At 36.3% G+C, this 24,102-nt stretch carries 22 protein-coding genes and 1 pseudogene; 3 read left to right on the top strand and 20 right to left on the bottom strand.

All coding sequences use genetic code 11. The annotated features are described in order from the left end of the window. The first annotated feature begins 14 nt into the window (after window positions 1–14). Entirely contained in the window at window positions 15–542 is a 528-nt protein-coding gene (locus tag R3F25_07920; protein ID MEZ5496742.1) for a gamma carbonic anhydrase family protein, read from the top strand. On the opposite strand, the gene R3F25_07915 is transcribed toward R3F25_07920, so the two are convergent. Both R3F25_07915 and R3F25_07910 read right to left on the bottom strand, forming a co-directional pair. Next, the gene (locus tag R3F25_07915; GenBank protein MEZ5496741.1) at window positions 539–1,666 is read right to left on the bottom strand and encodes a response regulator; all 1,128 of its coding nucleotides are present in this window, start codon (window positions 1,664–1,666) and stop codon (window positions 539–541) included. The genes R3F25_07920 and R3F25_07915 overlap by 4 nt on opposite strands. Beyond that, the gene (locus tag R3F25_07910; GenBank protein ID MEZ5496740.1) at window positions 1,614–2,756 is read right to left on the bottom strand and encodes a triple tyrosine motif-containing protein; all 1,143 of its coding nucleotides are present in this window, start codon (window positions 2,754–2,756) and stop codon (window positions 1,614–1,616) included. The genes R3F25_07915 and R3F25_07910 overlap by 53 nt, the downstream gene beginning before the upstream one ends. Before the next feature lie 329 nt (window positions 2,757–3,085). On the opposite strand from R3F25_07910, the gene ettA reads away from it, so the two are divergent. Continuing rightward, the gene (ettA, locus tag R3F25_07905; GenBank protein MEZ5496739.1) at window positions 3,086–4,753 is read left to right on the top strand and encodes an energy-dependent translational throttle protein EttA; all 1,668 of its coding nucleotides are present in this window, start codon (window positions 3,086–3,088) and stop codon (window positions 4,751–4,753) included. Here the strand turns inward: ettA and R3F25_07900 are convergent. The 5 genes from R3F25_07900 to R3F25_07880 are packed head-to-tail and all read right to left on the bottom strand — an operon-like array spanning window position 4,748 to window position 10,257. After that, window positions 4,748–5,557, bottom strand: a complete 810-nt coding sequence (locus R3F25_07900) for a glycosyltransferase family 2 protein (GenBank protein MEZ5496738.1) — start codon at window positions 5,555–5,557, stop codon at window positions 4,748–4,750. The two genes, ettA and R3F25_07900, sit on opposite strands and share 6 nt — an antisense overlap. After that, a complete protein-coding gene (locus R3F25_07895) occupies window positions 5,554–7,356 on the bottom strand; it encodes a hypothetical protein (GenBank protein ID MEZ5496737.1) in 1,803 nt (600 codons plus the stop codon). The genes R3F25_07900 and R3F25_07895 overlap by 4 nt, the downstream gene beginning before the upstream one ends. Next, on the bottom strand, window positions 7,357–8,232 hold the full coding sequence (locus R3F25_07890; GenBank protein MEZ5496736.1) for a class I SAM-dependent methyltransferase: 876 nt from the start codon (window positions 8,230–8,232) through the stop codon (window positions 7,357–7,359). It lies immediately after the preceding gene. Window positions 8,233–8,246: 14 nt separating this feature from the next. Beyond that, window positions 8,247–9,065: a glycosyltransferase family 2 protein gene (locus tag R3F25_07885; GenBank protein MEZ5496735.1), complete on the bottom strand. Its 819-nt coding sequence runs from the start codon at window positions 9,063–9,065 to the stop codon at window positions 8,247–8,249. Beyond that, entirely contained in the window at window positions 9,058–10,257 is a 1,200-nt protein-coding gene (locus R3F25_07880) for a polysaccharide ABC transporter ATP-binding protein (protein MEZ5496734.1), read from the bottom strand. The genes R3F25_07885 and R3F25_07880 overlap by 8 nt, the downstream gene beginning before the upstream one ends. Window positions 10,258–10,366: 109 nt before the next feature. Here R3F25_07880 and R3F25_07875 point away from each other — a divergent pair, with 109 nt between their 5' ends. Next, on the top strand, window positions 10,367–10,780 hold the full coding sequence (locus R3F25_07875; protein MEZ5496733.1) for a hypothetical protein: 414 nt from the start codon (window positions 10,367–10,369) through the stop codon (window positions 10,778–10,780). A 473-nt stretch (window positions 10,781–11,253) separates the two neighbouring features. Here R3F25_07875 and R3F25_07870 read toward each other — a convergent pair. From R3F25_07870 to R3F25_07810, 13 genes and pseudogenes are all read right to left on the bottom strand, one after another. After that, window positions 11,254–12,222, bottom strand: a pseudogene (locus tag R3F25_07870) (integrase core domain-containing protein). After that, window positions 12,219–12,458, bottom strand: coding sequence for a hypothetical protein (locus tag R3F25_07865; protein ID MEZ5496732.1), 240 nt, complete (start codon window positions 12,456–12,458; stop codon window positions 12,219–12,221). The pseudogene R3F25_07870 and the gene R3F25_07865 overlap by 4 nt, the downstream one beginning before the upstream one ends. After that, complete coding sequence (locus R3F25_07860) at window positions 12,455–12,904, bottom strand: IS30 family transposase (GenBank protein ID MEZ5496731.1); 450 nt, start codon at window positions 12,902–12,904, stop codon at window positions 12,455–12,457. Before R3F25_07860 ends, R3F25_07865 begins: the two co-directional genes overlap by 4 nt. A 432-nt stretch (window positions 12,905–13,336) precedes the next feature. Beyond that, a complete protein-coding gene (locus R3F25_07855; GenBank protein MEZ5496730.1) occupies window positions 13,337–14,302 on the bottom strand; it encodes a peptidylprolyl isomerase in 966 nt (321 codons plus the stop codon). 1 nt (window position 14,303) lies between these two features. After that, entirely contained in the window at window positions 14,304–15,641 is a 1,338-nt protein-coding gene (locus tag R3F25_07850; GenBank protein ID MEZ5496729.1) for a hypothetical protein, read from the bottom strand. A 164-nt stretch (window positions 15,642–15,805) separates the two neighbouring features. Continuing rightward, window positions 15,806–17,323, bottom strand: coding sequence for a hypothetical protein (locus R3F25_07845; GenBank protein ID MEZ5496728.1), 1,518 nt, complete (start codon window positions 17,321–17,323; stop codon window positions 15,806–15,808). Window positions 17,324–17,445: 122 nt separating this feature from the next. Continuing rightward, window positions 17,446–17,862, bottom strand: a complete 417-nt coding sequence (locus R3F25_07840) for a hypothetical protein (protein ID MEZ5496727.1) — start codon at window positions 17,860–17,862, stop codon at window positions 17,446–17,448. Between the two features lie 7 nt (window positions 17,863–17,869). Then, window positions 17,870–19,978 carry a type II secretion system secretin GspD gene (gene gspD, locus R3F25_07835; GenBank protein ID MEZ5496726.1) on the bottom strand — a complete coding sequence of 703 codons (2,109 nt, stop codon included), beginning with the start codon at window positions 19,976–19,978 and terminating at the stop codon, window positions 17,870–17,872. Between the two features lie 23 nt (window positions 19,979–20,001). Next, window positions 20,002–20,709: a hypothetical protein gene (locus R3F25_07830; GenBank protein ID MEZ5496725.1), complete on the bottom strand. Its 708-nt coding sequence runs from the start codon at window positions 20,707–20,709 to the stop codon at window positions 20,002–20,004. Beyond that, window positions 20,706–21,332 carry a type II secretion system protein GspM gene (gene gspM, locus R3F25_07825; protein ID MEZ5496724.1) on the bottom strand — a complete coding sequence of 209 codons (627 nt, stop codon included), beginning with the start codon at window positions 21,330–21,332 and terminating at the stop codon, window positions 20,706–20,708. The genes R3F25_07830 and gspM overlap by 4 nt, the downstream gene beginning before the upstream one ends. After that, complete coding sequence (locus R3F25_07820) at window positions 21,322–22,470, bottom strand: PilN domain-containing protein (GenBank protein MEZ5496723.1); 1,149 nt, start codon at window positions 22,468–22,470, stop codon at window positions 21,322–21,324. Before R3F25_07820 ends, gspM begins: the two co-directional genes overlap by 11 nt. A 20-nt stretch (window positions 22,471–22,490) precedes the next feature. Beyond that, window positions 22,491–23,390, bottom strand: coding sequence for a type II secretion system protein GspK (locus R3F25_07815; GenBank protein MEZ5496722.1), 900 nt, complete (start codon window positions 23,388–23,390; stop codon window positions 22,491–22,493). Beyond that, window positions 23,391–24,101, bottom strand: a complete 711-nt coding sequence (locus R3F25_07810; GenBank protein MEZ5496721.1) for a prepilin-type N-terminal cleavage/methylation domain-containing protein — start codon at window positions 24,099–24,101, stop codon at window positions 23,391–23,393. Window position 24,102: the final 1 nt, after the last annotated feature.

The raw sequence follows: 24,102 nt of genomic DNA, 5'->3' as shown, positions 1-24,102 counted from the left end.
TCGATTATTCCCCTATGTCTGTTAGAAAATTTGAAAACAAGTCTCCAAAAATTCATCAATCTGCTTACATCGATGAACAAGCCTGTGTAATTGGCGATGTGGAAATAGGCGAAGACAGTTCTATCTGGCCTATGACCGTTGTTCGTGGCGATGTTAATTTTATTAAAATTGGCAACCAAACCAATATCCAGGATGGAAGTATACTACATGTCACCCACAAAGGTGAATACGATAAAGACGGAGGACCACTTATAATAGGAAACGGGGTTACTGTCGGACATTCTGCAACTCTCCACGCCTGTACCATTGGCGACTATTGTTTGATTGGAATGGGAGCCATTATTCTGGATAAATGTATCATCGAACATCACTCCATGATTGCCGCAGGAGCTGTTGTTCCACCCGGCAAACACATCAAATCCGGCGAACTGTGGATGGGCAACCCGGCAAAAAAAGTCAAAGATTTAACTGAAAGACAAATTCAGCAATTGGAATATTCAGCACAACATTATGTTAAGTTGAAAAACAAATATCAATTTTAGCTTTGGGTTTGAGTCACCTGTTGATATTTTTTCGGTGGAGTTCCATATTGCTCTTTAAACACCTGTGAAAAGTGTGAAAGGGAATTAAATCCGCACTCATCGGAGACAAAACTGACTTGATAGCCTTCTTTAAGCAATTCGGCCGCTTTCGTCAAACGATACTCCTTGAGTAAATCCATAGGGTTTTTATCAATCAAGGCTTTCAGTTTTCTTTGTAACTGTTTGGTACTAACCGCCATGGCTGATGCTATTTGAGGTCTTTGTAAATTTGGATTTTTATAGTTATCTGCAATAATTTTATTCAATTTGTTAATAAAGTTCTGATCCACTTTTGGTAAATCGCTAGCCATATCAACATTTTTACCGGCCGTAACATGTTCTTTTGCCTTTTGTTTGAGCAGATTCCGGATTGTCAGAATATTATTCAGTTGCAGAATCAGTTCTTGATTATCAAACGGCTTAGTTAAATAGGCATCAATGTTTTCTCTCCAGCCTTTTATCCGGTATTGCTTCTCATGGAGAGCTGTCAGAAGAACCAAGGGAATATGAGAAGTTAGAGAATCGGATCTTATGATTCTGCTCACTTTAAAGCCGTCCATTTCCGGCATCATGACATCACAAAGAATAATATCCGGAACATGCTCAATTGCTAAAGCAACACCGGACTTACCTCGATTTGTGACAATACAATAAAAATTATCTTTCAAAGTATCCGTAATGTGCCCTCTCATATCATTGTTATCTTCAATAATTAGAATTGTGTCATTCTTCTTATTACCCAAGAAAACGACATCCTCCTGTTGTTTCTCAAATTCCAAACTCGAGTTTCTTGCCAATTGACTGACAAGCCTGTGATTATCAATTTCCGGAGTTTCCGATATTTCTTGGGCATCAATTGCATCAAAAATTACCGTAAAAGTACTACCAACTCCTTTTTCACTCTCAACATTGATAGTTCCTTTGTTTATTTTGACCATTTCCTCAACAACTGACAAACCCAAACCAACTCCATCAATATTTGCATGAGAATCCAGACGTTGGAAACGATTGAAAATTTCATTTTTTTGGTTTTCATCCAAGCCGCATCCTGTATCTGATACCTGAATGATCGCCTTGGCTATCATTTGAATAGGAACTCACAATAACTTTACCACCATGAGGAGTGTATTTAATCTCATTGGATACCAGATTGCCGAGAATTGTATCTATCGTATTTTCAACGACGCTGATTGCTAGAGGTCTATTTTCTTTTAAAATGAATTCAATTCCTTTTTCTTCTGCTAATGGTTTAAATATCTCATAGATGGATAAAACCTGATGTGCAATCAATTGAGGTTTAAATACGATTTTTTCACTCCCTGACACTCGCGCCAATAATAACAACTGTTCAATCATTGTCAGAAGTCTATTGGCATTCCGATTGACCATTTTTAATGACTTGATATCTTCATACCTAAGATTTGATTTCAATAATTTATGAACAGGACCAAGTATCAACGTCAAAGGAGTTCTAAATTCATGTGAAACATTAGCGAACATTTCGTTCTTTTTAACCAATAAATTTTCAACCTTTTGCTTTTGCACCTGTAACTCCGAGGTTCTTTCCTCAACCTGCTCTTTCAGCATATTGGTAATCATTAGATTCCTTTTGTTTTTCCTGTGTAAGTACCAAGATAAAAGTGCAAAAAATGTGAAAACATAAATTGTATAAGCCCACCATGATAACCAAGGTGCAGGATAAACTTTAACTTTTAAAGACTTGCCTTCCTCATTCCAAACTCCATCTTTGTTTGAACCCTTGACTCTGAAAGTATAATTCCCCGATGGTAAGTTGGTATAGGTCGCTGTTCGTTCATCTGCTGAAACATAAGTCCAGTCCGGGTCAAAACCTTCCAGCTTATAAGCATATTGGTTCTTTTCAGGCGCTGCAAAATCAAGAGCTGCAAACTCAAATCCAATGACGTAATATTTGTGAGTTAGTTCTAAACTTTCAAGTTCATTAATGGGCTTTTCAAGGAGAAAGTCGTCTTGTTTCAGGTTTGGAATAACCTGTTTACCAAATCTTTTGAACTCAGTTAAAACTATGTTTGGCGGTGTACTATTAGTTGTTATATCTTGAGGATAGAAACTATTAAAGCCATTCCTTCCACCAAAATACAATTTACCATCAGGTGATTTGTATGCAGAGTTGAGGCCAAAGTACTCACCCTGCAAACCATCACTCTCGTGAAAATTTTGAAAAGTATAATCATTAATAGGTGGATTCCACTTGTAAGTGCAACGTTACGCATCTTACTTTTTTTATGCAACTTCTAAATCGTTGCACTTACAAATGGAATTCAGGGTATTTCTTTCAATGAAATTGCTCAGAAAATTTATTAAGCAATGGATATTAAAACATATGTTTCTTTAATTTTACAATTACTCAATTTATTTTTGATTTTTTCAATGTATAGACGAATACCTTCAAACCAAATTCAATATCATTATGTTCAGTTACTTTTTTGTTGTAAGATAGCAAACTTTAAATTTATACCAACTCAATGGCACAATACATTTATACAATGAATCGGGTGAGCAAGGTTGTTCCACCGAATAAAGAAATTATTAAAGACATTTCCATTAGTTTTTTCCCCGGAGCCAAAATTGGTGTTCTCGGCTTAAATGGAGCCGGAAAATCCACCGTCTTACGCATTATGGCTGGTGTTGATAAGGAATATAACGGTGAGTCACGACCACAACCGGGAATTAAAATCGGTTATCTACCTCAAGAGCCGGAATTGGATGAAGAGAAGTCTGTTAGAGAAAATGTCGAATTAGGTATGGCAGAAGTTAAAGCTATGCTGGATGAGTTTGATGAAATTTCGATGAAGTTCGGCGAGGAAATGACTGATGAAGAGATGAATGATTTGCTTGCTAAACAAGCAGAGCTTCAAGAAAAAATCGAAACTGCCAATGGTTGGGAACTGGATAGAACTTTAGAACGAGCCGCTGATGCTTTAAGACTTCCACCTTGGGATGCAAAAGTAGCTAATTTATCAGGTGGTGAGAAACGCCGTGTTGCATTGTGTAAGCTTTTGTTGTCTGCGCCGGATATGCTGTTGTTAGACGAACCAACCAACCATTTAGATGCTGAAACAGTTGCATGGTTGGAGCGGTTTTTAGCTGATTTCTCAGGAACAATTGTTGCTGTCACGCATGATCGTTATTTTCTGGATAATGTTGCTGAGTGGATTCTGGAATTAGATCGCGGACATGGTATCCCTTATCACGGAAATTACAGTTCCTGGTTAGAACAAAAAGAACAAAGGCTGATTCAGGAAAAACGTGACGAAGCCTCTCATATGAAAACCATCAAACAAGAATTAGAGTGGGTTCGTTCCAATGCCAAGGGCCGAAGAACCAAATCCAAAGCTCGCTTAAAACAGTTTGAGGAGTTGCAATCCAAAGAGTTCCAAAAACGCAATGAAACTAATCAAATTTACATTCCTCAAGGTCCTCGATTAGGTGAAGATGTGATTGAGTTTCAAAATGTTTCTAAAGCATTTGAAGATAAATTGCTCATTGACAATCTCAGTTTTAAAGTTCCTCAAGGAGCAATTGTCGGAATTATTGGTCCCAATGGTGCCGGAAAGTCGACATTGTTTAACATGATTGCAGGAACCGAAAAACCTGATAATGGAAGTGTTCACGTTGGACCAACAGTTGAACTCGCTTATGTCAGCCAGTCTCGCGAAGATTTACAAAATGACAAGCAACTGTGGGATGATGTTGGTGAAGGAAATGAAGTACTGAAAATTGGCAATTATACCATCCCGGTTCGAGCCTGGCTCAGTCGCTTCAATTTCAAAGGGGCCGATCAACAAAAACAAGTTAAGAACCTTTCCGGTGGTGAACGCAATCGTTTGCAACTCGCTAAAGTTTTGAAGTCCGGTGGCAATGTTTTATTGCTTGATGAGCCAACTAATGATTTAGATGTGGAGACACTTCGTGCCTTGGAGGAAGCTATTTTGAATTTCTCAGGTTCTGTGATGGTCATTTCTCATGATCGTTGGTTTTTGGATCGCATAGCAACGCATATTCTGGCTTATGAAGATGAGTCTCATGTGGAATTTTTTGAAGGGAATTATTCTGAATATGAACTGGATTACAAACGTCGTTTTGGTGATATTCCGCAACCTCACAGAATCAAATACAAGAAACTGTCATAGAAAGCGGCTGAGTATATTAATTATTTTGAAAGAAATCCATGAACAGTGCTTGTGAAAATATCTTCGCAAGCCCTGTTTTTTAAACTCTGAAACTTTAGAGTTGAATTGACTAGAGGTTCCTTGATGATGAACCGCATTCACATTCGGATTAAACAAAACATCATAACCTTTATCCTTCACTTGTTTGAACAAATCCAAGTCCTCAAAGTGTAAAGGATAGTTTTTATCAAAACCTCCAATTTCATCAAACACTTTTTTCTTAATTAAAATTAAAGCACCGGAAATGGCTTCTACCTTTTGAACCACCTTTGGCATTGGCTGATAAAATAAATTCACACCAGCAAAGCAATGACATATTTTTGCCAGTTTTTCAATTCCAGAGTAAGTTTTGATTGCTCGCCAAAGTGTTGGAAGCCTTCTGCGACTCGCTCTTTGCTCAGAACCATCAGGATTTAATATCAAACAACCTGCAATTGCAGAATTTGCATTTTGCTGTAAATTATTTATTAATGTAGAAATTGTTTCTTTATCCAAAAGAATACAATCGGGATTTAGAAACAATAAGAATTCTGTTTTTGCTTTTTCAGCTCCCAGATTACAACTTGAAGCAAATCCCGGATTAATATCACGATAAATTTTGGTCAGCTTTTCACTATCCATGAGTAGCTCCATGCTGTTATCTGTGGAGTAATTATCAACGACAACAATTCGATTGACAAAATCATTTGTAATTGCCGAGGCCACACAATCCTTTAACAATTCACCAGTGTTAAAATTAACAATAACAACTGTACAGGAAATCATTTATTTACTTGGCAAAAACTCCACAACTCAGGCCATAGTTCCATTGCCCGAGCTACATCTGTAATTTTTTTGCGAGCCATGTTGACGCACTCTTCTTTACTTAAATTATCTCCCCAACCGTTAAGTACAGGAACACCATTTTGAATGATAGCTTTCCCATTAGCCTCAACAATTTCTCTCACATCGGCCTGCCAATAAACAGGAGCATCGGGAGACTTTCTCATCTGTTCTTGCATACTCAAAATAACATCTGATCGCATTTGTGATAAATATTCCTTGAGCCGATTATGTATGTTTTCATCACTCGAATCAGCCAAGCCTAAAATGTACTTCGATAAAGTTTTCATACGTAATACAGGATCTTTTGCATCCGTACTATCCAGTAATGTCAAAGAAAAATCTGCAATGAACTTATTAAAATTTGGCTTTATTGCTATATGGTTTGAGTTTGCACGATCTCTTTTTGAGTTTTGAATATGCCCCATCATAAAAGGGTAATGCAAAGATACTTGATTAGGATAGCAGAATAATGACACTGCGTTAAAGAAATGATCTTCAACTCTTTCAACAGGAAATGCAAATGGCATTAAAGTTGAATTATCAATCGCAGATGGAGAAAACTTCGTTAATCCCAAAAACTCATAGTTTTCGGTATAGTGCATGAGATTTGATGCTTCTATATTGTCGAGATAATTTTCTCTCGATTTCCAGAATTCATGTTTCTGGTTTTCATCTAAGTTATATAACCAATAGTTTGAGTCTGAACGTGGGCTACCCCATGTGCCATTACCTGTAAATTTAATTGTCGAGCTATTGTCAATCCTTTGTAACTCGAGTAAATTTAAATTCTCTACAGAGTTAATCTCTATTTTTGATTCAGTAAGCCAATTCCCTACTGATTTTCCGCAGGTATCCAACATTTCTGATAGAACATCCCTATCATATTCTTGTGAAGAGTCCCTGATTTCAGATAAATTATTCGCAAATCCAACACTTAACCCCAGTCTTCCATCTAAATCGACAGATTGTGACTCTTCAATGATCCTAGGCTCAAAAATATAATCATCATCATAGAACAAAAACTTCTTTCCGGCATTGTTAAGCAATGCAAAGTTCCATACCCTTCCGCCGGTAAAACCATCATTATTCTTTTGAAGCAACCAATCTAATTCGTCTATCGATTCGGAAAATTCGCTCTTTAACATGTTCACAAATTGACTCTGCCATGATTTTCCATAAAAACTTATTTTTAAAGATTTAGAAAAGTCCTTACAAACAGACTCAATTTCTTTTTCTTTTTTTTCAGAGGTTGAATCGTCATAAATTTGAACTGAATGATTAGTACCGAATTTATCTTGATATTTAACTAATGACTGTAACATTCTTTTCAATTGACCGGGACGATCACATGTCCTAATGACCAAACCTGCTGACTGAACTTCATCATGCTTTTGTTGAGCAGATATTTGATTTATCCAATCCTTGTCTTCAATCAGAAGTTTATTTTTTATTAAAAACTCTGCCACTTTCTCAATTGCTTGAGTTTGATTTTTGAGTTCAGGTATCGATTGACTGATATTATAAATATGTTGATTTAGTGGTCTGAAATTCTGGCATAGGCTCAGAGCATGTAGGACTTGATGTGTCATTACATGATTTTCTCCTGTTTCTTTATTCATAAAAACCAGTTCTTCGGGCGAAAGTGGAAGCACAACCCCAGATACTGATGCATAAAGTTCCTGACCTGCTTTAATGCCCTTAGAAACAGTTTGCGACCCAAAATTAAATTCAAACTCCATCTATACCCTCTTATTTATATATCTAAAAATTCTACCTATTATGGGGATTGAAAACATTTTTTCATGTTCTTTAAGCAAATCATTATGCTTATTGGCTAAATAAATGTAATCTCTAATTGTTTTGTTGTAATGTTCATAAACTGATTGCTGGATATCTGCAAACATATGTATATCAGGCAAACTCAAGCCTCTCAAATTATCTCCTGCTACAACGACATAATACATTGGTTTTATTATGTCTTTTTGAGTATCAAACTGTTCTTCAGTTAGAACATCTGTTTTATATGATGTTTTTGAAGAATTATGTTTCTCTAATATCGAGTGAAAAGCCATTGCTTGTGAATACCATATTGCATTTTTCCAATAATCTCCTAGTAAAATCTCAAACTCTTCTTTATATAATTCCTTCAGATGATATTCGTTAGTGAATCCGGTTGCATCTGAATAATGTTTCTTATCTGGAGTTGAAATTATTAGTAATCCATCACTTTTCAACACTCTTTTAAACTCAGACAACATTTGGCTTTGCTCTTTTAAATGCTCCAATGTTTCAAATGATACAATTACATCAAAAGATTGAGCTTCAAAAGGGAGCTCAGTACAAGAACCCTGAACAAATGAAAGATTTTCTTTATTATACCGAGAGGTTGCGTGATTAATACTTTCAAAGTCAATGTCTAACCCCGTAACATTTTTAGCTTCAGTAGCCAAAATATTGCTTCCATAACCCTCGCCGCAAGCGGCATCAAGAACGGTTTTATTTTTTACTAGATGGCACGCAAAAGCATATCGATGATAATGCTCATACCAGATTTCTCTGACGCATTCCGGTGTGAACCTCTCACCGGTAAAATCTAATTTTTTTTCTTTATCCATTTTTATTATTATATTTATAATTTACATTCAGATTTATTTATCCTGTGCAAAAGCGTTTCACGCAAACCAGAAAGCGGATCATTTTCAATATATTTTTGAATTTTATATAAATAATCAGGATGCTTTTGTAATAATCGCTGCATTGTGTTTTCATTCGGTTTCAGTCTTAAATCACTAAAAGATTTATTTCCGATATGTGCAACATAAGTGTTATCACAAAGCACATTTCTTAATCCTGCTTGACTGACACGAAGAGAATAATCATTTTCTTCACCATAACCATGACCAAAATGATCTTCGTCAAAATATCCAACTTTCTCTTTTGCCAAAGAAGTAATCAACATACAGAAACCCACTGCTGTCGGAATTTCCGGGTACTCTGGTTGATGTGATTCAAATATTATTTTTGACAACTCATTTAAACTCTTCGGTACAGGTTGGTTTTTCAAGAAATCTGGAAATGAACAGATTTCAGCATTATTTGACCAAGGAGTTGCTGTTCCTAAATTTGAGATACTAGCTATTGCTTTTTCAAATGCTTTAACCCAGTCTCTCGTTACGATTGTGTCGGAATTCAATAAAATTGTGTGATTTCCACTTAATCTTAAACCTTCATTAGCAGTTTTCACAAAACCTTGATTGACCTCGTGCTTTATGTATAACCATGCGTTTTTTTCTGCTTTTTTTTTCAGATAAGAATCCATTCTTTCATCTGTTGAAGCATCATTGATTAGAATCACCCTTATGTTTTTTTCTAAGTTATTTTCAACACTTTTTAAACAATCTTTCAATTCTTCAAAAGCATTATAGATTGGAATTACAATATCAATCATTGTTACTCCAATCAGTTTCAAGTTCCACTACTCCCATATCTGTAGTGTTAGATTGAACCCTTAGTGGTTTTATAACTTCATCCATCAATCTTAGACATTCTGGATCCATAGCATGTGCTTTAATTTCATAGTCAGCAGAAAGAAGTTTTAATTTCCTGTAAGTTATTTTAAATTCATAACTATTTTTAGATATTTTTATTGCCCTGGGTTTATGCTTTTCTGATATTGTTCCATAGACTGGAATATCTTTCCTAACAATTCCAAGAACCAATCCAGGCACTCTTTCGTCGGGCGAGTAAACCCTTACTTTAACAATCAAGTCATCATAAGTTTCTATAAAACTGATATCTTTGCCATCTTTATTCAATATTCTTAAACTTTCAACATGATAATTCGTCATATCCTTGTTGATTGCAGTTGTCTTGTTTTCACCTTTCTTTTCATAATGACTTTGATATTCCTGTGATACAGCAAATGAATCTCCATATTTCTTTATTCTACCATTTTCTAACCAAAGAGCATGTTTACACAATTTTTGGACGTGATATATGCTGTGTGATACTAAAAGCAATGTTCCTCCATTTTCTAAATAGTTATCAATCCATGCTATGCATTTTCTTTGAAATTCGGTATCCCCAACGGCTAATACTTCATCGGTAATCAACAAATCCGGTTTTGTTACAGTTACGACACTAAATCCCAGCCTGACCACCATCCCTGATGAATAGTTTTTTACCGGTTGATCTATATATTCTCCAATATCGGCAAATGAAATCATTTGATTGATACTTTCCTTAATTTCCTTATCGTTCAAACCTGCCAATGCTGCTGACATTTTTAAATTTTCTCTACCAGTATATTCTGGATGAAAGCCACTCCCCAACTCTAAAAGAGCACCTATTTTGCCATTTACTATTACCTCTCCACTGGTTGGTTTGATGACGCCACTAATAATTTTTAATAATGTACTTTTGCCTGCACCATTTTTACCGATAATTGCCAGTGACTCCCCTTTTTTTACTTTCAAACTGATATCTTTTAATACTTCAGAACCATCATAAAGTTGACTATTAAATAATAGTGAAACTAATGATTTAAACCTGCTTTTTGCTGTATTTACATTAGGATAAGTTTTCTTTATTGACTTAACTTCAATTATATGAGGCAACTTTTTACGCTGTTTTATTAACAAAGTTCTAATTATAATGATTAAAATAGTATCTGTACTTTTTTTTTATTAAAATAGGGAACATAATTTGTTTTACGCAATCTAATTTTTTTTATATATTTTATTACTATTTATGGCTACAAAATCAAATAACACAATTATTTATATAGTTTCTGTCGCGGCAGTATTATTTATTGTTGCATTTGCTGCAACTAATTTTTTTCAAGTTGACAACTCTGAAGTCGTTAACGTAGAAGTTGTTAAATTAAAAAACCAACCCAAAAAACCTAATAAGCAAATTATTCATGATACTTATGATATTTTGCCTCAAGATAACGATATAGCTAACAATTTAAATGAGGCTACTCCACATGAAATTAAAGAGGCTAAACTTAACACTGTTCGTTTTAGAAATTATATGTCAAGTTTACGAACGCCTGAGGATATTGTCGCCGCAATTTCGAGATTCCAAAGTAAAGGCGAGACTGATAAAGTGGCATTGCTCAAAGAGAGATTGGATTATGTATTTCCAGATTATAGATACTAACTTTTAAAAGCTTTATCTATATTTTGATAAATATTTGTATTACCTTTATAAACAATATAACTATACCCCTTTTACATTGTAATTAATTTTTGAAATCGGGCTTTTCGGATTAATAATGAATAATACTTGCTGGATTCAACAACGAAGTGCAACACTCCAGTTTCTAGATTTTACTTCAAGGGGAGTTAAAAAGCCTAATTTTTTTCTGGGTCTGTTGTTCAAAGCGTCTTCAACAGCCTGAACTTCGTTTTCTGATAACTGATCAAGAGTCTTGTTTTTTAGGGAAATACTTGTCTGATTAAACCGTTAGTATTTTCATTCGTGCCTTCCGTTAATTGTGCATTCGGTGCCTCTCTCCCAAGGAATGATAAGGTTTGGCAAAATAGATGTTTATTCCGATAGTATCACTAATCATTTCGTGTTTGCGTGACCTTCCCCCAAATTAATACCAGATTTTGGATGAGAAATTCATCTTATGCCTGTTTTGCAAAGTCCACCGGTGATAAATAATTTAGTGAACTATGTGGTCTTTTTGTATTAATATTCCTCCATTGCATGATTAATTCTTTGCTTCTTCTATATTTTTGACCAATATTGGTTCAGGCATTCACTTCTGAATTTACCGTTCAGACTTTCAACAAATGCATTCTGATGGTTTCCAGGCTGAATATAGCCCAACTTCTCCTGTTTGTTGTTGCCAGTAATACATGGTCTTGCATGTAAATTCTGTGCCTTTATCACATGTTATCTGATTCGGTTTCTTTCTTCTGATCTCAGTCTGTCTAAAAAATCCGCTACTTGACGGCCATTTATGAGGAAACCAGCTGACCGATAACCTGACGAGAATAATCATCTATGACTAAGTACCCTGAACCGTCTTCCATTTGCCAGTTGATCACTGACAAAATCCATAGACCATCTCTATCCACTGATGAAGGCATCACCATTGGCAACCTTGGCCGAACCAGTTTTTCGTTTTCGTGTCCGTACTTGCAAGCCAAGCTCTTTGTATATCGATAAGTCGCTTCGATTCAAACCAAACCTCGTTTAAATCTGTGTAAAAACAAATAGCCATACTGGGATGCCTTTGCTAATTCCAGCAAACGTATCTAACTTTTATCCTTTCAGATTTATGATATCTGAAACCTCGACTGATGCCCAATTTACATGATGCCTTTCCTAAGATGAAAGTTCTTCATGTGTTTGCTATCTCCTTTACCGCAGGCTTACCACTTTTTGAGAGAACATCCTCATTGCTTCTTCTCAAGAAGCTTTTCGCCAGACTTTTTCATTTAGCATTTTCATGTCCTCTTTGAGCCTTTTGGCTTCTGAAACTTCAATCCGCATACTTGCTTCGCCAGTTGTAAAGTCCGTTGGAAATCCAAGTGGCGACAATGTCTTCACCTTCACTCCGGATTCTGCTGCTTGATAGCTCTGATTATTTGTTCTTCTGTAAATCTTTTTCTTCATTTTGAGATCTCCTGCGTTGTAGTTTAATTGGAAATCTCATCTTGTCATGGTTCTTTTTTGGGGGAAGGTCTGCGAATTCCAAACCGTTATCCAAAGTCAGGGTATGTGTGATTTCATCCTTTAGCTTTTCAATACAGGCTTGACTGACATCGGTTGCCAGTTTTCGGTTCAATGGTTTTGATTTTGACTTCGAGTGCTTTTCTGTCAACAAGAGTCAGTAGTGCTCCTCTGTGCTTGCTGCCAATAATTTATACCAACTTCATAGTCTCCAAGGCGTGAACGATTATTTGCAACCATAGGACGTTTATCAATATCTACGCGGTTGCTTATCTTTCCACGTCTGGTTTGACCGGAGTTGTATCGTTTTCTTCTTTGTTTTTGGCATCTCAGGTGTTTAAGCAATGAGGCTTTGTTCTCTTTGTTAGCATAAATGAATTGATAGATTCTTTCGATGCTGGGTACACCATCCCAACCATCGAGTTTTAAACGACCATTGATTTGTTCGGGGGAGAATTTCTTCTTTAACAAGTAAGTGACATAAGCCCAGCAAAAGTCGGTTATTTTATTGGCATTATCAGATTTCCGTTTAACCGCAAATTCATTGGCTTGCTTGGGTCTGTATCCTCGAAGTCCCGGTATTGCGTTTAATTTCACGAATTACAGTGCTTTTATGACGATTTAGGATGTTTGCTATTTCAGTTTTGCTACAATTAGTTTTCAGCAGAGCTGATATCTGATATCTTTCTGCTTCAGTAAGATGTGAATAGTGTGACATTTGCAATCTCTTTTTGGGAAGTTCAACTGCAAGTGCAACACATCACATCTTACTTTTCAACTTCGATAAAAATTTTGTTGCACTTCGTTGTTGAATCCAGCCTTGTTTATAGCCAAGCAATTTCTCTGTTTTCTTTACTAAAAAAAATAGAACAAATGTAATCACATTCCTAGTAAGTTTAGCCTTAGAAAACAATGAACTCATTCAAAAGTCTAGTTTTATAAATTTCTACTCTAAATGAGTTCATTATTTGTTACATAAATTAATAATTTTAAAGTAAAGTGATTTATATTTATTATTTGCTTTTAATTTTAGCTAAAATGTGATCTCAATTCTAATATTTTATCTTCGTTTACTTGAACTTTGTCCTTGGTAATTTTCAACAATATATTATTGATGTCTCTTTCAGCTTTTTCCTTTTTTAACTGTTTTATCAAATCTTCTTTAACTTCCTCAAATGGAATTTCATGTTTTTTATTCACTGATGTTATTTCGACCAGTATTAATAAACTCTCATTCAATTCCAAAACATCGTCTATAATTCCTTTTTCATTAGAACTAAAAACAAACTTTGAAAACTTCTCTTGATTAGCATCAAACATATATTTTTCAATTTCATCTGAAAGAATAGCATTCATTTTTTCCAGATCTGCTTCACTGATTTCAGACAGTTTTTTTCCTTTTTCTATTAGTCTGTCTTTTAATTCGAGCAATTGGGACGACTTATTTTTTTTATCATCTTCATTGCTATTAAACATCACAGACAAATATATAAGTCCTCGTGACTCAGGAACTAAATAGTTATTATGGTTTATCAAATAGTACTCTTCCGCAACATCACCTATGTCTTCGTCAGATATTGAGTTTAATATCTCATCTTGGAATTTTCTATAAACGTTTCTTGCAATAAAAAAATTTGTAATCTTAGTTATTATTACATCTTTTTCTATTAGACTGAAATTATCGTTTATTTGAAAATTATACTGTTTTATTTCTTTTTCAATTTTTTTAGACAATTCATCAACATCAAATAAATTATTCTCACTTACGTAGTTATATACGTGTTTATAATTCAATAATGTTTTTAACGTACTGTCTAGTCTAGTTATATCATCCAAGAAGCCTTTCCGAATGTTTGGTGGTAACTGATAAATAAACCCCTCAACATCTTCAATGGTTAATTCAACTTCACCTTGCTTTACCAAGTATTCACCTGAATAACCATTGAACGTTAAAATAAGTAACAATATGAGATTTTTTTTTACTTTTCTAATCATATTACTGAGGATTTGTAGCCGATCTTAGTGTCATAATTAAACCACAATAGCTGTTACTACTATCGCAACCTGAGACTTGATAATTATTTACAGTATCATTTGAATGCACAATATTTAAATAATAAGTTTTATTCCTATCAATCTTACAGAATAAACTTGGGTTTGCGTCTGGCATATCAGACCAATAAAGTGAGCCTGTTGCTGAACCATTTGATTTACAAGTTGACTGACCAAGGTGAACATTAAAATCACCAGGACACTCGCTAATAGTTATCGTAGTTGCTGAAGATAATGGACCTTGATCATTTCCAGGAGGATTTAATGAATATCTTGCATACCTACCAGGAGTTCCTGAGTTAAATTGTGCTGCTACATACTGATTTCTTGTAATCGACAAATACATTGTTAAACCAACATCCCCGGGGAATGCAACAGGATTAGTTGTATTAAAGATCTCTTCATATTTACCATTATATGTACCTGGAGAAACCCCAGCGAATGTCGCAAGAATCGATCTGTCTTCCGCTCCACCTAGTATTGATGCTGCACTTCCTGCACAACTTGGCCACGTTGATCCAGTACCACCAGAAACTGTAACAGAGGCAACTTTTGTACCTGAACTTCCCGCTGTATTTGAACATATCATACTAAATGACATACTCTGCGTGATATTGGTTATTACTTGTTGATGTGTACCATTTGTTATATCTTGGGCAGGCATGACACCATTATCTGGCCAATCTCCTGATTTAGTACAAGATGTTGGATTGTTGCCTATGACCCAAGTTAATGTAGAAGATTGACCACTCGTTACACTTGTTGGATTAGCAGATAATGTTAATGTCGCTGGATTGACCACAACGATATTATCTACCACGCCACTGTTTGTTGTTTTTCCAAAAGTATTCGCACATGTTAGAGTGTAAGTACCATTATCTGTTACACCATTTTCTACTACAGACGTAACATAACTTACTGGAGGGTTAGATTGAGTCAATCCAGACCATGCAACTGTTTTATTGCAATAGACAGCATCATTTGACACTGTAGCTGATACGTCCGCTGAAGTTGTATTATTTTCTGTAATTGTAAAATCAATGACTGGAGCAGAGCCCGTTGGTTGCAAACCAAGCTCATTGCCGATATCCTCTGATGAAAATGATGTAACGACATTAATATCTCCCGATACTGGGTCTACAGTCATAGAACTATTTGTGTCTAATGGTAAAGTTACGTTTCCATCACTATATGATAAGTTGACATCTTGAGCTATAGTTGGCATTGCAACATTTAGTAATATAGATATCATAACTACTGTTTTATTTTTTTGAATTTTCATATCAATCTCTAACTTAAAGGGTTTAGAAAAATCTTTTTAGTGGGCGATATTATATTACACCAATTGTTAATTTTATCTTAAACAAATATTTTTTATAAAAAAAAAGTGGATGCTAGCGCACCCACTTTTTATAGATTATAAAGAAATTAATCAAATACTATTAATTATGGACCTGAAACAATATCTCTAGAATATCTATGTGCAAACAAACCTGCATAGTTAGCTAAGAGACCTTCACTAGCATTTCCGTTAACATATCTTTGAATAGCAAAACCAGTTACTGGTAAACCACCATAAGTTCTGTCATTTAAGTTGTCATCAGTGGATTGTGCAAAACTCAGCGCAACCCAACCAGTTGTAAAGTATTCTGCTTCAACAGCAGGTGTTTGAGGTGTTGCAGGCTGTGCTGGAACACTTTGAGTAGCATAGTGCGTTGTATTTCTTGAACCAAGAACCATAGATTCACCAGATACTCTGTCAGAATCTTCAAATTCAAGAACATTAGTTTCCCAACAGAAAACAGCGTCATCATTAGTAACAGTAGGCGGACGTGGAGAAGGAGGTCTAATCACCAATCTTGGATCAGGAGTTTGCTCTTCTCTGTCATACAATGCAATTGTATACACTTCACAAGCACCGTACTCACCAATTTCCTCGGTAAATGGCTCATAAGGCACAGAAATAAAAGGAGATCTATCTGGATCAACATAGTAATTCTTAGTTGGGAAAGTTACTACCCACTCAGTGTTTGCACCAATTCCATCTGATAATACATACTCACCAAAAATTTGATCGTGCATATAGACCGCACTTACTGCTTGAACCGGATTTGACATCCAGAAATCACTCACTACGGCTGCGTTTGCAAAAATATAAATGTTATTGTCATCACCGTCACCTAGACCTGGTTGCAAATTACCTGGATCAGTATGAGCTGGATCAACAAATACACCTTCGATAGCGTCAGCATTGTAGGCAACATCTGTTCCACCAACTACATCAATGATAGAAGCCGAGCCAAAAAGTCCACCTGTTGGAGACTCAAGTCCGTCATTCTCATCATTGGCCCAATCCAAAGTACCTGCACCTGACCAGTTATCAGTCAACACACCACAATCATTAGGAACACCACCATTATGTAAAACACCTGTTTCAGTCGTCAAATCATCAATGTTGCCCATTTCAATCATCTCAAAATGACCTTCAGTACATCTCTCTAACTCCCATCCGCCTGGATCATACACAGGATCAGCAGCAGCACCAACAAATGCCCATGGTAAAAACTCATAGCCTGACAAAACAGCAGGATCAGTACAAGATTTGTCGTTAGTAACGATTTTAACTGTATCTTGCCCTTCAAAACCTGGTGAATACAAAGAAGTTGCACTTGCTGCAACTAGACCTGCTGTCCACACATCATAAGGAGACAAGTACAAGTTAAAGTCAAGACACTCGCGAGAATTCTTACCTTCTAAGAATCTAACTTTTACAGCTTTAGTTCTATCAGATGTATTAACAACTGAAATCAATGTATTCAGACCGTTGTTTACTGTATAGTATGGATATACTAGTACTTGACCAACACCATCTGAATTTAAATTAACTGCGTTTGAAACACTAGCAATACCAGCAACACCAGCAATACCAGCAACAACTGCAGTTGTTAAATTATTTCTTTTCATTTTTATAAACTCCTAAATATATTTATACAGAGCTATAGGGCATTCAAATTTAACTAAACTCAAATTTAACTTATAGCTTGTCCAAATGTTACTTTATTTCAAATTAAAGCACAAGAATAAAATCACCTTTTACTCATTTTTTGTTTGGTTGGAACATTGTACCAGACATTTTCCTTCATAATCCAATTTTCCTCTTGTGTTGACTCCATTTCAATTTTCTCTCCTCCTACTCCCTTGAAAGTATATTCATACTTGATATCCAAATAAACCTTACACACACTTTCCTTTGAGCAATTTTTTTTTATATTATTCGCCTCAAGCCATTTTACCTTACTAAAGCCCATACGCTTTATATAAGCTGTTTCTGTTTCGTTTTTCCTCCAACCCGGACTCAGAAATTGATAGGCAGTCTTGAAGTCCTTATTGATTTTTGCTGTCCAGTAGTCTTTAACTCTATTGTCAAGTTTACCTTTTTCCTTATCTGTACAAGCGGAAAGTAATAATATTGTTGATATCAATAATAGTTTTATGTTTTTCATTTCTCTCTTATTCCTGTGTTTCTTTCACATTTAATGGTTTCAAACCTTTAAATTGGTTTGCGTATTCTTTTGTTAATTGTTTCGCTTGTTCCGGGTTTTCTACAACTGTTGGGGTGATTAAAACCAGAAGCTCTGTTCTTTCTATATCTTTTGTCTCATTTTGAAAAAGCTTTCCAAGCAATGGAATTTTTTTCAAAACAGGAACTCCAGCTGTTGCTCGTCTATCAACATGTTTAATCAGACCTCCCATAACAACTGTTTCACCGCTTTGCACCGCAATTTCGGTTGATAAAGTTCTGTTATCAATTGGAACATCATTTGTTTCAGCATTAGGAGTGCCAGGAACACTAACTTCTTGAGAAAGTTCTATATACACCAATCCACCCGGATTAATCCGGGGTGTTATCTGTAAATCTGTACCAGTTTGCTTGTAAGATACAGTACGAAAAACTCCACCTGTCACGCCAGTATTCGTATTACTATAACTATTAGTTGGGATGGGGATTTGTTGTCCTACATTTATGCTTGCCTGCTTATTATTCAAAACCAACATTGATGGTGTAGACAATACTGTAGCCACACCATTCTTTTGCAAAGATGTTATTGTTGCATTTACATCAATACCCGTGAGCACATAACTTAAACCATTTCTCCCCAACGAAGAGGATTCTGTTTCCCTAATACCTCCAAGACCCTTTATATTTGTATTAGATGAGCTACTACTAGCGGCTGACCCAAACAACCAATCCACACCAAATTGAAAATTGTCAGACAATGTAACTTCAATAATTTTCGCTTCAATAAATACCTGCAACGGCTCAATGTCTAATCTTGATATTGCAGACATTATAGACTCATAATCCTGTGCATTTGCACTAATTAATATCTGATTGTTTTCTTCGATGGCTGTGAAGTTAATTCCGTCTTTATTGCCTCCGGAAGAGTTTCTGGTTTTTGTAATTTCTTTGGAGTTATTTGTATTTGAACCAATCTCCTTGCCATTTAAACCGGGCGCGACATTTCCTGAGCTACTCGCTTTAGAACTGCTACTTGAACCTCCGCTTCCACCAAATACATCATTCAAATAACCGGCCAAGTCAGTAGCTTTGATGTTTTTGACATTATAAACATAGAGATTACTGGACGCTTCGGCATCGGCTCTATCTAATCTTAGAATCCACTCTTTTGCCTTGTGTAAATACTTCTTCTGAGGGGTTATTACCATGATTGCATTGAGTCGTTCTATTGGCATAAAGCGAAACATTCCTGCTAAAGGGTTATCTGCTCCCTCACCAAACAGCGCTTCAAGCTCGCCCACTATCGTTCCAGCCTCAACACGTTCCAAAGTGAATATTCCTGTTGACATTCCTTCCAACCAATCGACATCGAATATCTTTATTGTATCCATATACATGGATAACTCTCTTTTGGTTCCGGACAAAAATAGTAAATTTCTGGCATTATCTGCTTTAACCACCGCTCCTTCTTTGGCATAAGGCGCTAGTATTTTTTCCATTTCCGATGGAGCGATATAATCCAAAGGCACAACCATCACGGTATATCCTTTACGCTGTTCAATTTCACCATAACTAGGAATCAAATTGCCTTTAATCGCATCAGACTTTGCCATCACATGATATCTATCTTCAATAAAAATGATAGATGCATTATTCCAACTCAATAACATTTCCAGAATTGGCATAACCTGATCTTTATTGATTGGCTTGACTGTTGCAAATGTTACAGAACCTGAAACTCCCGGAGCAATCACATAATTTTCTTTGAGGATTTGCCCCAAAATTAAATTGACAACCATCGGCAACGGATCGCCTTCAAAATTGAAAGTAATGTCGCCTTTAGCTGTGATGACTTTTTCTTTATACTTCGCCGCATCCATGTTGATAAACTCGCCGCTTCCCGGATAAAACTCATGTTTCTCCTTTTTCGCGTCCGCTTCATCTTGTTCATTGACATTGAAAACCGCTCCGGAGTATTTATTGGATTCCAAGCCTTCCAAATAGTTATTCCCATCAATTTCTTTGGGCAAATCAACGCGATTCGATGCACATGACATCAATCCGATTATTGAAAATACTATGATTAATTTTTTAATCACTCACTATCTCCTGATTTTTATTCTTACTTATCTTTAGCCGCATTCGCTCTCATTTGAGCTCTTCGTTCAGCAATTTTTCTGCGTATTTCTTCAGCTCTGTTACGCTTGTCATCTGATGTTTCTTGCTTCGCATCATCGGAAGCTGTCACTGCTTCAGCTTCATTCTTCTTGTTTTTGCCTTTGTTTTTTCCCTTGCCTTTTCCGTTGCCCAAATCACCACTAAAAACTTCCAACTCCAACTCTTCAGTTTTATCATCATCTGAGACTAAAGTGACCTTTCTACTTTCGATAGACTCCAATGTCCAACCTCCTTGCTCACCCTCCAAAGGCATACCTACTTGATAGGTAGAGCGCTCATTGGTTACTGTATCCAATATCATTGCATAACTTTGTTCCGGTGTGATTACAACACCGGTTAATTGAGCTTTAAGTTCACTGATAACCAATTCAGGTAATTCTTCAGTAGTTTTGATGGGTTCAACAAACGGTTTTCTATCTTCACTAAACAAAGGATTATCATTAACCTTGTTTAATAAATCCATTCCGTCCGTTTTTACATCGGAACCCTCAACATCTGCCACCTTTGGAACAACCGGTAATTCAGGTAAGTTTTCTTCGTCTATTTGTATTTCTTCAATAGAGTTGCCCCAACCAAGCATTTGGATACTGGCTATTACCAAAAAGATTGCTAATGCAATGATAAGAACTTGTCCAAATAAGTTATTCTTCATTTTTCCGCCTGTCTCACGGGATTGTTCATATAAGCATACAAATCAAAGCGCACTTCCAGCATTGGTTTAACCGGCGCAACATTGCGGCGTGAATTGCTAATTATTCGTTGTTCCATTTGAAGATCATCCACGAAAAGATGTGGAGAATTATTTTCTATATCAAACAAAACTTTTGCCATCTTATCAAAGTGACAACGCATCCTCACTTTTAAAATGATTTTCTCGAAACCATCAGGATTATTATCCCTACTTGGTGTATTACTAATCGGTTGACAATCTGTCGAAGACTCCGTATTTTGTGCAACTATTCCTTTAAACAGCGTTGTTAGTTCGGCTGTTCCTAAATTATAGGTATCAGCGTTTAGAAAATTGGTGTTGTCACCCATTGTTTCTCGAACTTGCGCTATACGAATCTGTAACTCGGGGATTTGACTGCTCAATTCTGTATATTCTTTTCTTTCTTCTTCCAAGCCGGATATCTCTTCGTTCATTAAAGAATGATCATTCGCAAATCCTTGGAAAAACAGATAATAAATCACCATCGCAATCAAAACAAGAACCATGATTGCATACCATTTTCCCATATCAGAACGGAAATTAAGTTTAGCAGAATCAATTGCCATTCTCTTCCTCCGCTGGTGGTTCTTTCAATTCAGCTTTAATAGTAAATTTTTCTTTGCCGGTTCTGGGATCAGGTGTCGTTGAAACCAATTGAGGTACAAAAATATTTGGTGAAGCATCTAATTTGGCAATCAAGCTGTTTGCATTATTTGATTGTCCTACAATTTCCAAACTATCACCGCTGATTTTGAATCTGGTGATATAGGTATGTTCCGGAAATACACTCGTCACTTCAGATAAAACCGTCATTAACTGAGGCGTTTCTTTCTTTTTATTTTGCAGAAAACGACTGGAAACAATCGTATCTTTCAACTCTTTACGCAATTGTTTTGAAATCCTAGCGTTTTGTTGAAGTTTAGAGTTTACCTCTGTAAGCGTATCTATTTTCTTTTGCTTATTTGCAATTGAAGTCTGCATAATGAAATAAATTAATGCCACAAGGATTACCATCAACCCTATATTCAATTTTAAATTGAACAGATTTCTGGTTTTCCTGTTTTCTAAAGGTAATAAATTGATTCCTAAACTGGCAGGCACGCCCTGTGGATTGGAAATATTCACGTCCACGCCATTCAGAGAAATTGATTTGTCCTCACAAAGCTCCATGATTTTGGAAATTCTTTCCTTGGGTGCAACAGCTAAATCAACAAAAACCTTTGTTTCATCAGAGTTTTGCTTGTCAATTTTATGACTGATATAAACTTGATCCGCTTTGAAAGGCACAAACTTATCCAGTTCGTATTGAATCACATCATCCAAATTATCTTTGGCCGCCTGAGGCCAAGTCGCTTTTCGAACTAAAACCTCATCGCCAGATAACAAAAAATAAATCTCTACATCCTTGCCATCGGCTTGAGTTGAAATGTATTGAACCTGATGCCACCACTGTTCTTCATCCAGATTTTGCAATTCTTCTTCAGTTACATATTTCTCAACACCATCTCCTTTGTCCAACCAAACCTCTATAAGTTCGTCTTTTGGAATCAAATAAACTTTAACCGCCTGATGAAAAATTTTGTCCTGATAGTTTTTTGGAACAAATGACTTTAATTCACCGGTCCACCAGCGAATAAAACGACCTATGGATGAGGATTCATACCATTGGCTTAAATCATATTGTAACTTATCAATTGTATTCATATTTAATAAATTCAAACATCTTACAGATGCTCATTATCGCGCCACCTTAACACTCTAAACGGCCTGCCGTTGACAGTACCGCCCAACCTGATTGTAGCATCCATTTCTGCCCAATGACCATTGCTGAGTGTCGCTTTTGTTTTAATACTGAAAGCCACTCCGCCACCACGTGTTGCTCCGCTTTGCTCATCTCCTAGCATCGGCAGCTCTCTATCCAAACCTTCGGTTTGGCTTCTTTCTTCAATAAAGGCTCTGGCATCTTCTCTCTCTATTCCCGGCATTGCCATCAATGCTTGTTCAGGTGCATAGGTAATGTTGATATCTCTGTTTCCTGAATAGACAGTTATTGCCGGTTCTAACTGGCGATACATATCATAATTGATTCCCATGACTTGCTGAAGTTCAGGAACCGTATCAAACAAGGCATCTTTCGCTCCGTAGGGATAACCTTCTGCTTCATAGTCATCATCTTCAGCTCCATCCAGACCTTTAATGTCATCATTGTCACGCCAGTCAATCACTTTTTCGGCATAAGACATCGCTTCATCCTCGCTCATGCCCAATGAGGCAAAAAGTCCGACCAAAAGTTCAGCACTTGCCAAATTTATATCAATTTTTCCTGTTTCATCAGTGATATAAATTTCAATTTTTGTTTCTTCCAATTCCATCTCATACTTTCTTCCATCAGCAATCCAGCGAGCCTCAGGATCTGGATTTCGCAATTCGTAAACAGCACGATGCATCCCTGCCTCGGCCAAATATCTGGCTTTAGTGGTGTCAAAAACCATTCTCGCCTGAGTCGCTTCAGTTCGTGCAGACAATGCAAAACTGGACGCAATCACCGTCAACAGAACGGTTACCCATAACACCAGAATCAATGCTATTCCTTTTTGTTTTCTGACTGATGCAATCCTTCCCATTTAACGAATCTCACTATCGGGATTACGATTCCCCAAAAGTAAATGATTGCTCACCCGACGATTGGTAGAAGTTGCATCCAGCATCAATGCGACTTGCATTGGCGGAAACGGCATAATGGCTTCAGGATTCATATCAATATCCAAACGCACCATCAATGGAGTATTCTCAGGCTCTTCCCAACTGGTCTCCCAGTCCCCCAATTCACCTTCTTCAGTTAGTTTTACAAAACTAAACTGTGCATCATCTATGTTCTCCAGAAGAATAATCGGCTCCTGATCTGAATTTTCCAACTCATCAATATCCAACGAATCATTCATCAGCCAATGTGAAAACTGCAGGATTTTACCACTATTTGAATTAACAATCTCTATTAATTGCACATGCGGACCGCCATTTCCCAAATAACCCGGCATAGGCGATACAAACATGATATGGTCAGCATCTCCTTCGAATATCACAAATTTATTATCTTCTTCCTTAAATGCCATTGGCAATATCCGCGAGATTTGTCTGCGCAACAATTCCTGAATCACCCGAACCTCATTAGTGGCATCAATTCTTTTTATTCCTTTGGCCGTCATTTTTCGGCTGGAATGAATACCACCGTAAATCATCGCCATTATCAGTGACAGCATTGTCATGGCAATGATAATTTCCATCAGGGAAAATCCCGACTGATTTTTTTTCGATATTATGTTTTTTACTGACATA

Source organism: Gammaproteobacteria bacterium, from assembly GCA_041395445.1.
Lineage (GTDB): Bacteria > Pseudomonadota > Gammaproteobacteria > Xanthomonadales > Marinicellaceae > NORP309.
This window is presented reverse-complemented; position numbering and strand designations above follow the sequence as displayed.

What these genes read in the sequence shown, in the direction of transcription:
- R3F25_07920 (MEZ5496742.1), top strand. Translation starts at nt 15, where the DNA reads ATGTCTGTTAGAAAATTTGAAAACAAGTCTCCAAAAATTCATCAATCT.
- R3F25_07915 (MEZ5496741.1), bottom strand. Translation starts at nt 1,666, where the DNA reads ATGATAGCCAAGGCGATCATTCAGGTATCAGATACAGGATGCGGCTTG.
- ettA (MEZ5496739.1), top strand. Translation starts at nt 3,086, where the DNA reads ATGGCACAATACATTTATACAATGAATCGGGTGAGCAAGGTTGTTCCA.
- R3F25_07900 (MEZ5496738.1), bottom strand. Translation starts at nt 5,557, where the DNA reads ATGATTTCCTGTACAGTTGTTATTGTTAATTTTAACACTGGTGAATTG.
- R3F25_07895 (MEZ5496737.1), bottom strand. Translation starts at nt 7,356, where the DNA reads ATGGAGTTTGAATTTAATTTTGGGTCGCAAACTGTTTCTAAGGGCATT.
- R3F25_07890 (MEZ5496736.1), bottom strand. Translation starts at nt 8,232, where the DNA reads ATGGATAAAGAAAAAAAATTAGATTTTACCGGTGAGAGGTTCACACCG.
- R3F25_07885 (MEZ5496735.1), bottom strand. Translation starts at nt 9,065, where the DNA reads ATGATTGATATTGTAATTCCAATCTATAATGCTTTTGAAGAATTGAAA.
- R3F25_07875 (MEZ5496733.1), top strand. Translation starts at nt 10,367, where the DNA reads ATGGCTACAAAATCAAATAACACAATTATTTATATAGTTTCTGTCGCG.
- R3F25_07855 (MEZ5496730.1), bottom strand. Translation starts at nt 14,302, where the DNA reads ATGATTAGAAAAGTAAAAAAAAATCTCATATTGTTACTTATTTTAACG.
- R3F25_07850 (MEZ5496729.1), bottom strand. Translation starts at nt 15,641, where the DNA reads ATGAAAATTCAAAAAAATAAAACAGTAGTTATGATATCTATATTACTA.
- R3F25_07845 (MEZ5496728.1), bottom strand. Translation starts at nt 17,323, where the DNA reads ATGAAAAGAAATAATTTAACAACTGCAGTTGTTGCTGGTATTGCTGGT.
- R3F25_07840 (MEZ5496727.1), bottom strand. Translation starts at nt 17,862, where the DNA reads ATGAAAAACATAAAACTATTATTGATATCAACAATATTATTACTTTCC.
- R3F25_07830 (MEZ5496725.1), bottom strand. Translation starts at nt 20,709, where the DNA reads ATGAAGAATAACTTATTTGGACAAGTTCTTATCATTGCATTAGCAATC.
- gspM (MEZ5496724.1), bottom strand. Translation starts at nt 21,332, where the DNA reads ATGGCAATTGATTCTGCTAAACTTAATTTCCGTTCTGATATGGGAAAA.
- R3F25_07820 (MEZ5496723.1), bottom strand. Translation starts at nt 22,470, where the DNA reads ATGAATACAATTGATAAGTTACAATATGATTTAAGCCAATGGTATGAA.
- R3F25_07815 (MEZ5496722.1), bottom strand. Translation starts at nt 23,390, where the DNA reads ATGGGAAGGATTGCATCAGTCAGAAAACAAAAAGGAATAGCATTGATT.
- R3F25_07810 (MEZ5496721.1), bottom strand. Translation starts at nt 24,101, where the DNA reads ATGTCAGTAAAAAACATAATATCGAAAAAAAATCAGTCGGGATTTTCC.